General features: G+C 56.6%; 10 protein-coding genes. 8 read left to right on the forward strand and 2 right to left on the reverse strand.

Annotation, left to right across the window (positions count from 1 at the left end; all coding sequences use genetic code 11):
- Position 1 precedes the first annotated feature (1 nt).
- Positions 2-1,435, forward strand: coding sequence for a DUF2867 domain-containing protein (locus ABLU96_RS10325; RefSeq protein WP_064404658.1), 1,434 nt, complete (start codon positions 2-4; stop codon positions 1,433-1,435).
- A gap of 96 nt (positions 1,436-1,531) precedes the next feature.
- Positions 1,532-2,545 (forward strand): NAD(P)-dependent oxidoreductase, encoded by a 1,014-nt coding sequence (locus ABLU96_RS10330; protein ID WP_009653274.1) that lies wholly within the window; start codon positions 1,532-1,534, stop codon positions 2,543-2,545.
- On the opposite strand, the gene ABLU96_RS10335 is transcribed toward ABLU96_RS10330, so the two are convergent.
- Both ABLU96_RS10335 and ABLU96_RS10340 read right to left on the reverse strand, forming a co-directional pair.
- Positions 2,542-3,372: an N-acetylmuramoyl-L-alanine amidase gene (locus tag ABLU96_RS10335; RefSeq protein ID WP_014837943.1), complete on the reverse strand. Its 831-nt coding sequence runs from the start codon at positions 3,370-3,372 to the stop codon at positions 2,542-2,544. The two genes, ABLU96_RS10330 and ABLU96_RS10335, sit on opposite strands and share 4 nt — an antisense overlap.
- Entirely contained in the window at positions 3,369-3,692 is a 324-nt protein-coding gene (locus tag ABLU96_RS10340; RefSeq protein WP_004100606.1) for a heavy metal-binding domain-containing protein, read from the reverse strand. Before ABLU96_RS10340 ends, ABLU96_RS10335 begins: the two co-directional genes overlap by 4 nt.
- A gap of 117 nt (positions 3,693-3,809) precedes the next feature.
- On the opposite strand from ABLU96_RS10340, the gene ABLU96_RS10345 reads away from it, so the two are divergent.
- The 6 genes from ABLU96_RS10345 (at position 3,810) to artJ (ending at position 8,328) form a co-directional block, all read left to right on the forward strand.
- Positions 3,810-4,325, forward strand: coding sequence for a lipoprotein (locus tag ABLU96_RS10345; RefSeq protein WP_004849391.1), 516 nt, complete (start codon positions 3,810-3,812; stop codon positions 4,323-4,325).
- A 227-nt stretch (positions 4,326-4,552) separates the two neighbouring features.
- Entirely contained in the window at positions 4,553-5,281 is a 729-nt protein-coding gene (gene artP, locus ABLU96_RS10350; protein WP_004111834.1) for an arginine ABC transporter ATP-binding protein ArtP, read from the forward strand.
- 19 nt (positions 5,282-5,300) lie between these two features.
- A complete protein-coding gene (gene artI / locus ABLU96_RS10355; RefSeq protein WP_004130868.1) occupies positions 5,301-6,032 on the forward strand; it encodes an arginine ABC transporter substrate-binding protein ArtI in 732 nt (243 codons plus the stop codon).
- Between the two features lie 6 nt (positions 6,033-6,038).
- Positions 6,039-6,755, forward strand: coding sequence for an arginine ABC transporter permease ArtQ (artQ, locus tag ABLU96_RS10360; protein ID WP_004100599.1), 717 nt, complete (start codon positions 6,039-6,041; stop codon positions 6,753-6,755).
- On the forward strand, positions 6,755-7,423 hold the full coding sequence (artM, locus tag ABLU96_RS10365; protein ID WP_014228606.1) for an arginine ABC transporter permease ArtM: 669 nt from the start codon (positions 6,755-6,757) through the stop codon (positions 7,421-7,423). The genes artQ and artM overlap by 1 nt, the downstream gene beginning before the upstream one ends.
- A 173-nt stretch (positions 7,424-7,596) precedes the next feature.
- Positions 7,597-8,328, forward strand: coding sequence for an arginine ABC transporter substrate-binding protein ArtJ (artJ, locus tag ABLU96_RS10370; RefSeq protein WP_014228605.1), 732 nt, complete (start codon positions 7,597-7,599; stop codon positions 8,326-8,328).
- Positions 8,329-8,418: the final 90 nt, after the last annotated feature.

Below are 8,418 nucleotides of genomic sequence, written 5' to 3' on the forward strand. Positions count from 1 at the left end.
CGTGTCGCAGCGAATTCTGGTGCTTGGCGCCAGCGGTTATATCGGCCAGCATCTGGTGAAAAGGCTCAGCGAGCAGGGCTTCACCGTGCTGGCGGCGGCACGCCAGATCGACAGGCTTAAAAAACAGCAGCTCCCCGGCGTCGAGTGCTATTCGCTCGATTTAAACCAGCCGGACGCGCTACCCGCCCTGCTGGCGCAGGCTGATACCGTTTACTATCTGGTGCACGGGATGGGCGAAGGCGGGGACTTTATCCGCCACGAACGGCGGGTCGCCCTCAACGTTCGCGACGCGCTGCGCAAGTCGCCGGTGAACGAAGTCATCTTTCTCAGTTCCTTACAGGTGGAGAAGCAGGAGCAATCCGATCATCTGCGCGCCCGCCAGATCACCGGCGATCTGCTGCGCGAATCAGGCGTTCCGGTAGCGGAAGTTCGCGCCGGCATTATCGTCGGCGCCGGTTCCGCCGCCTTCGAAGTGATGCGCGATATGGTCTACAACCTGCCGGTGCTGACGCCGCCGCGCTGGGTGCGCTCGCGCACCACGCCGATTGCGCTGGAAAATTTACTCTACTATCTGCTGCAGTTGCTAAACCATCCGGCCCGCGAGCATCGGGTGTTTGAAGCCGCCGGACCGGAAATTTTGAGCTATCAGCAGCAGTTCATCCGCTTTATGGCGGTCAGCGGCAAACGCCGCCCGCTGATCCCCATCCCTTTCCCGACCCGCTGGATTTCGGTGTGGTTTCTCAACGTCATTACCTCAGTGCCGCCAACCACGGCCAAAGCGCTGATCCAGGGGCTAAAGCACGATCTGATTGCCGACGATCGGGCCCTGCGGGCCTTAATTCCTCAACCGCTTATCGCGTTTGATGAAGCGGTGCGCCTTACGCTTAAAGAAGAGGAGCAGCTGGTGAACTCCAGCGACTGGGGCTACGATGCGCAGGCCTTCGCCCGCTGGCGGCCCGAGTACGGCTACTATCCGAAACAGGCAGGCTGTACCGTTAACACTTCCGCCAGCCTTGCTGCGCTGTGGAAGGTAGTCAACCAAATTGGCGGCAAAGAGGGCTATTTCTTCGGCAACGCTCTGTGGAAAACGCGCGGGGCGATGGATCTGCTGGTCGGTCACCGGCTGGCAAAAGGTCGCCCGGAAAATGAATATCTGCAGACCGGCGATGCGGTGGACAGCTGGAAGGTGATTATCGTCGAGCCGGAAAAGCAGTTGACGCTGTTATTCGGCATGAAAGCGCCCGGCCTTGGCCGCCTGAGCTTTACCCTGCGCGATAAAGGCGATCATCGCGAACTGGACGTGCGCGCCTGGTGGCACCCGCACGGTATGCCGGGGCTTTTCTACTGGCTGCTGATGATCCCGGCGCATCTGTTTATTTTTCGCGGTATGGCGCGACGCATCGCCCACCTGGCGGAGCAAATCACCATCAAATAGAGTATAGGTGCAGAATTCTTTCATGATTCTCATTGCATCGTAGTCAGAATCACGGAAAAATGCGCACGAAATTCTTTTGTTAAACAGTGGATCGATATGAAGGTACTGGTTACCGGTGCGACCAGCGGATTGGGCCGCAACGCGGTGGAATATCTGCGTAACAGGGGCATTAGCGTCAGAGCGACCGGGCGCAACGAAGCGATGGGCAAGCTTCTGAGCAAAATGGGCGCAGAGTTCGTCCCTGCGGACTTAACCGAGCTGGTCTCTTCGCAGGCCAAAGTGATGCTCGCCGGTATCGATACCCTGTGGCACTGTTCCAGCTTTACCTCGCCGTGGGGCACCCAGCAGGCCTTCGATTTAGCTAACGTGCGCGCGACCCGGCGTCTCGGCGAGTGGGCGGTTGCCTGGGGCGTGCGCAACTTCGTGCATATCTCTTCGCCGTCGCTCTATTTTGATTATCACCATCATCGCGATGTTGCGGAGGATTTCCGCCCGCAGCGTTTCGCCAACGAATTCGCCCGCAGCAAGGCGGCAAGCGAAGATGTGATCAATCTGCTGGCGCAGGCCAACCCAAATACCCGTTTTACAATCCTGCGTCCGCAAAGCCTGTTTGGCCCGCATGATAAAGTGTTTATCCCGCGCCTGGCGCAGATGATGCAGCACTACGGCAGCGTCCTGTTGCCGCGCGGCGGCAGCGCGCTGGTGGATATGACCTACTATGAAAACGCGGTACACGCGATGTGGCTCGCCAGCCAGCCGCAGAGTGACCTTCTGCCCTCGGCCCGCGCGTACAACATTACTAACGGCGAACCGCAAACCCTGCACAGCATTGTGCAGAAACTCATAGACGAGCTGGGGATTAAGTGCCGCATCCGTTCGGTTCCCTATCCCATGCTGGATATCATCGCCCGCAGCATGGAACGCTTTGGCAATAAGTCAGCGAAAGAGCCCGCATTTACCCACTACGGCGTCTCTAAGCTGAACTTTGATTTTACTCTTGATATCTCCCGCGCCCAGCAGGAGCTAGGCTATCAGCCGGTCATCACGATGGATGAAGGGATTCTCCGCACCGCCGCGTGGTTGAAGGACCACGGCAAGCTGCACTATTAACCACGCCCGTACTTTTCCAGCAGCGCTTCGGCTATCGCCAGGGTTTGCGCATCGGCAACCCCGTCCCAGCGCGCGGGACGGAAGTGCATCTGGAAAGCCATAATGACCCGCTTCTGCTGCGCTGGCGTCATTTCCGGCGTCACCTGATAGCCGTAGCGCGCCAGGACGTCCAGCAGCGCTGCGGCGTCTACCGGCTCGTATGACGGACGGCCCTGCAGATAAAATGCCACGCGCCGGGCATCAGGCCATGCGCCAATCCCCTGCTCGGCCAGCCTGCGCCACGGGAACAGCGGCCCCGGATCGTCTTTGCGCTGCGGCGCGATATCCGCATGGGCGACCACGTTCTGCGGCGCGATGTGGTAGCGGGCGATAATATCTTTCGCCAGCGGGATCAGGGCGTCAATCTGCGCCGGATTAAACGGCGTAAAGCTTTTCACCCCCGCCGTTTTTTGCCAGCCGCGGTTCTCCAGCTCGATGCCAATCGAAGTGTCGTTAATGCGCGTGCTGCCGCGCCAGAAGCTGACACCCGCATGCCAGGCCAGTTCCTCTTCCGGCACCAGCTGCCAGATCCGCGGTTTGCCTCCGTGCAGCGGCGGTTTCTCCGGGATCAGGTAGTGAGAGCTCACCTGGTTATCCGTCAGCGTCGCCAGCGAAACGTCGAAATCATCGGCAGTGTAGTGAATCACCAGCACTTTGATGCGCGGATAAGCCGCCTGCGCCGGATGGCGCGTATCCAGCTGATAGCCATCGCGATCGATAATACCTTTTTCGCTGGCGCAGCCCGCCAGCAGCAGCGCCAGCAGTACGCCTGCCCGGCAAGCTCTCATCGGCGGGTCTTCACCGCGGTGCCGCTAACGCTGACCATCAGCATGCTGCTATCTTTACCTACGGTTTCGTAGTCAATATCAATCCCGACCACCGCATTGGCGCCCAGCGCCTTCGCCTGCTCGCTCAGCTCTTCAAACGCAATTTCACGGGCCTTACGCAGCTCCTTTTCATAGGCGCCGGAACGACCGCCGACGATATCGCGGATGCTGGCGAAAAAATCGCGGAATACGTTGGCGCCGAGAATCGCTTCCCCCGTGACGACGCCGCAGTATTCAATGATGGGCTGACCTTCGAGGGTCGGAGTGGTGGAAAATTGCATGATGAAACTCCTTCTTTAGCGTTCAATGCGTTAGCTCTAAGGGTCAAGCACAATCCCTATCTGATACACTATGCTTGAAAAGATATTCTAACGTAGTGAGCTCATAAGGAAATCATCATGCGCTACAAAGTTCTTGCATTAGTCCTCCCCTGCGCGCTGGCGCTCAGCGCCTGTACTACCGTCACGCCTGCGTACAAAGATAACGGCACCCGCAGCGGCCCCTGCATCGAAGGCGGCCCGGATGACGTAGCGCAGAAGTTTTATGACTACCAGGTACAGCACCGCAACAGCGATTTAACCGCGCTGCGCCCATACCTGAGCGACGGTCTGGCAAAACTGCTGAACGACGCGCGTCAGGACCCGTCTAACAACGCCCTGCTGCAGTCGAATCTTTTCTCCAGTAGCACAACGCCAGCCGACAGCGCCGATGTCGCCAGCGCCTCCACCATCCCTAATCGCGACGCGCGCAATATTCCCCTGCGCGTGGAGCTGAAACAGGGCACCCAAAGCTGGAAAGACGAAGTGCTGATGATTCAGGAAGGCCAGTGCTGGGCCGTGGATGACGTGCGCTATCTCGGCAACAATGCCCATGCGCCGGCGGGCACCCTGCGTCAGAGTCTGGAAAAACGCTAATCCAGGCGTTGGGCCGCTCGGGCCGAATGAAATAACCCCGGTAAAATGTCGGCATTTCCGCTGGTAATGCCGACATTGACTTATCCCACCTTCACGAAGCCATATTTTGTGCTAACTTTAAATGTAAACATGGTTTACATTTAACTTTTAACGCATAAATATTGCATAACTATTCTGCCAAAGGTACTATTTGCGGCCTCAATTGCTATATGTATCAGACTGCCCAGATGAGCATAAAATTAAACGGCATTAATTGCTTCTACGGCGCACACCAGGCGCTGTTCGACATCACGCTGGATTGCCCGCAGGGGGAAACGCTGGTGCTGCTCGGCCCAAGCGGTGCCGGTAAAAGCTCGCTGCTGCGCGTCCTTAATCTGCTGGAGATGCCGCGTTCCGGTACGCTGCATATCGCCGGAAATCATTTCGACTTTACCAAAGCGCCTTCTGACAAAGCCATTCGCGAGCTGCGCCAGAACGTGGGTATGGTGTTCCAACAGTACAATCTGTGGCCGCATCTGACCGTGCAGCAAAATCTGATTGAAGCTCCCTGCCGCGTGCTCGGTTTGAGCAAAGATCAGGCTCTCGCCCGCGCTGAAAAGCTGCTCGAACGTCTGCGCCTGAAACCCTATAGCGATCGCTACCCGCTGCATCTTTCCGGCGGCCAGCAGCAGCGCGTTGCTATTGCCCGCGCCCTGATGATGGAACCGCAGGTTCTGCTGTTCGATGAACCCACGGCGGCGCTCGATCCAGAAATCACCGCCCAGATCGTCAGTATTATCCGCGAACTGGCTGAAACCGGTATTACGCAGGTTATCGTCACCCACGAAGTGGAAGTGGCGCGCAAAACAGCCAGCCGCGTGGTCTATATGGAAAATGGCCATATCGTTGAACAAGGTGATGCCGGCTGCTTCGCGCATCCGCAGACCGACGCGTTTAAAAACTATCTTTCACATTGATGTTTTCGGGGAAATGACGATGAAAAAAGTACTGATTGCCGCTCTTCTTGCGGGCATGAGCCTCTCCGCTACCGCAGCCCAGACCATTCGTTTCGCCACCGAGGCCTCCTACCCTCCGTTTGAATCGATCGATGCCAATAACAAAATTGTCGGCTTTGATGTCGATCTGGCGAACGCGCTGTGTAAAGAGATTGATGCCACCTGCACCTTTACCAACCAGGCTTTCGACAGCCTGATTCCCAGCCTGAAGTTCCGCCGTTTCGACGCGGTCATGGCCGGGATGGACATCACCCCTGAGCGTGAAAAACAGGTGCTGTTCACCACCCCGTACTATGAAAACTCCGCGCTGTTCGTCGGCCAGCAGGGTAAATTCACCAGCATTGACGCCCTGAAAGGCAAGAAAGTCGGCGTGCAGAACGGCACCACTCACCAGAAATTCATCACCGACAAACACCCGGAAATCACGACCGTTCCTTACGACAGCTACCAGAATGCGAAGCTGGACCTGCAGAACGGCCGTATTGATGCCGTATTCGGCGATACCGCCGTGGTGACCGAATGGCTGAAGAGCAATCCGAAGCTGGCCGCGGTGGGCGACAAGGTGACCGATAAAGACTACTTCGGCACCGGTCTCGGCATTGCGCTGCGCCAGGGCAATACCGAACTGCAGCAGAAATTTAACGCTGCGCTGGAAAAAGTGAAAAGCGATGGGACTTACCAGTCTATCTATAACAAATGGTTCCAGAAGTAACGCTGAATGAACGAATTTTTTCCATTAGCAAGCGCCGCCGGGATGACCGTCGGCCTTGCCGTTTGCGCCCTGATCATCGGCCTGGTGCTGGCGATGCTCTTTGCCGTCCTCGAGTCGGTAAAGCTGCGTCCGGTCGCCTGGCTCGCAACCGGCATTGTCACCCTTTTGCGCGGACTACCGGAAATTCTGGTGGTTCTGTTTATCTATTTTGGTTCCTCACAGCTGCTGCTGACCCTTTCTGATGGTTTTACGATCAATCTCGGCATTGTGCAGATCCCGGTACAGATGCAGATTGAAAATTTTGACGTCAGCCCGTTCCTCTGCGGGGCTATCGCGCTTTCTCTGCTGTATGCCGCTTACGCATCGCAAACGCTGCGCGGGGCGCTTAAAGCCGTTCCGCAGGGGCAATGGGAATCCGGTCAGGCGCTGGGATTATCGAAAGCCGCTATTTTCTTTCGCTTAGTGATGCCGCAAATGTGGCGCCATGCGCTGCCGGGACTCGGCAACCAGTGGCTGGTGCTGCTGAAGGATACCGCGCTGGTGAGCCTGATCAGCGTCAACGATCTGATGCTGCAAACTAAAAGCATCGCCACCCGAACCCAGGAGCCGTTTAACTGGTATATCATCGCGGCGGCAATCTATCTGGTCATCACCCTGTTGAGTCAGTACATTCTGAAACGTATTGACCAGCGTGCGACGCGCTTCGAACGGAGACCAGGCTGATGCTTGATTACTTACCCGAACTGCTAAAAGGGCTGCATACCAGCCTGACGCTGACCGCAGCCTCTATCGTCGTGGCGCTGATTCTGTCGCTGATTTTCACCATCATTCTGACGCTAAAAACGCCGGGGCTGGTGTGGATCGTGCGCGGCTATATCACGCTGTTTACCGGCACGCCGCTGCTGGTGCAGATCTTCCTGATTTACTACGGCCCGGGACAGTTCCCGTCGCTGCAGGAGTATCCGGTACTCTGGCATCTGATTTCCGAGCCCTGGCTCTGCGCGCTGATCGCCCTTTCTCTCAACAGCGCCGCTTATACCACGCAGCTGTTTTATGGCGCCATTCGCGCCATCCCGGATGGCCAGTGGCAATCCTGCGGCGCGCTGGGAATGAGTAAGAAAGATACGCTGGCGATCCTGCTGCCGTACGCCTTTAAACGTGCCCTCTCCTCCTACTCCAACGAAGTGGTGCTGGTGTTCAAGAGTACGTCTCTGGCCTACACCATTACCCTGATGGAAGTGATGGGTCACAGCCAGCTGCTCTATGGGCGTACCTATGATGTGATGGTGTTCGGCGCCGCTGGCATTGTCTATCTGGTGGTCAATGGCCTGCTGACGCTGTTGATGCGCCTGGTGGAACATAAAGCGCTGGCCTTTGAGCGACGCAATTAAAAACGCATAAAAAGCCAAATCAAGACGGATAAGCTCACTGAATTATCCGTCTTTTTTTATTCTAATTAAAATAAATATCCATGATTATTGAATATAAATTCATTTAGTGGCATTGTTACTCCCAGCCGCAGACACGGCACAACATCATAAGATTGACCGACGGGAGTTCCACAATGAAAAAGTTAGTTCTGGCCGCACTGCTTAGCACTTTCGCCTTTGGCGCCGCTGCCGCAGAAAAAATCAGCTTTGGCGTTTCTGCAACTTACCCACCGTTTGAATCGATGGACGCCAATAACCAGATCGCCGGTTTCGACATCGATCTGGCAAACGCGCTGTGTAAGCAGATGCAGGCTGAGTGTACGTTTACCAACCATGCCTTCGACAGCCTGATCCCGGCGCTCAAATTTAAGAAATATGATGCGGTCATCTCCGGCATGGACATTACCCCGGAGCGCAGCAAGCAGGTGGCGTTTACCGACCCGTACTACGCTAACTCCGCGCTGGTTATCTCGAAGAAAGATGCCTTCCACTCTTTTGCCGATCTGAAAGGTAAGCGTATCGGGATGGAAAACGGCACCACGCACCAGAAATACCTGCAGGATAAACATCCGGAAGTGAAAACCGTAGCTTACGATAGCTACCAGAATGCGTTTATCGACCTGAAAAATGGCCGTATTGATGGGGTGTTTGGCGATACCGCCGTGGTCAACGAGTGGCTAAAAACCAACCCGCAGCTGGGCGCGGCAACGCCGAAAGTCACCGACGCGCAGTACTTCGGTACCGGCCTCGGCATTGCGGTACGCCCGGATAACAAAGCGCTGCTGGAAAAACTGAACGCCGCGCTGAAGGCGATTAAAGCCGACGGCACCTACGAGAAAATCAGCAAGCAGTGGTTCCCGGAGTAAGCATTTCCCGGAGGCGGCGCTTGACGCGCCTGTCCGGGCTACCGGCCCGCAGACAGCCGTGGCCCCGTAGCCCGGGCAAGCGCAGCGCGG

Origin of the sequence: Klebsiella sp. CN_Kp106 (assembly GCF_040064575.1) — a bacterium.
In the GTDB taxonomy this organism is placed as follows: domain Bacteria; phylum Pseudomonadota; class Gammaproteobacteria; order Enterobacterales; family Enterobacteriaceae; genus Klebsiella; species Klebsiella michiganensis.

Excerpts from the sequence above, each read along its gene's own strand:
- ABLU96_RS10330 (WP_009653274.1), top strand. The coding sequence starts at position 1,532 with ATGAAGGTACTGGTTACCGGTGCGACCAGCGGATTGGGCCGCAACGCG.
- ABLU96_RS10335 (WP_014837943.1), bottom strand. The coding sequence starts at position 3,372 with ATGAGAGCTTGCCGGGCAGGCGTACTGCTGGCGCTGCTGCTGGCGGGC.
- ABLU96_RS10340 (WP_004100606.1), bottom strand. The coding sequence starts at position 3,692 with ATGCAATTTTCCACCACTCCGACCCTCGAAGGTCAGCCCATCATTGAA.
- ABLU96_RS10345 (WP_004849391.1), top strand. The coding sequence starts at position 3,810 with ATGCGCTACAAAGTTCTTGCATTAGTCCTCCCCTGCGCGCTGGCGCTC.
- artP (WP_004111834.1), top strand. The coding sequence starts at position 4,553 with ATGAGCATAAAATTAAACGGCATTAATTGCTTCTACGGCGCACACCAG.
- artI (WP_004130868.1), top strand. The coding sequence starts at position 5,301 with ATGAAAAAAGTACTGATTGCCGCTCTTCTTGCGGGCATGAGCCTCTCC.
- artQ (WP_004100599.1), top strand. The coding sequence starts at position 6,039 with ATGAACGAATTTTTTCCATTAGCAAGCGCCGCCGGGATGACCGTCGGC.
- artM (WP_014228606.1), top strand. The coding sequence starts at position 6,755 with ATGCTTGATTACTTACCCGAACTGCTAAAAGGGCTGCATACCAGCCTG.
- artJ (WP_014228605.1), top strand. The coding sequence starts at position 7,597 with ATGAAAAAGTTAGTTCTGGCCGCACTGCTTAGCACTTTCGCCTTTGGC.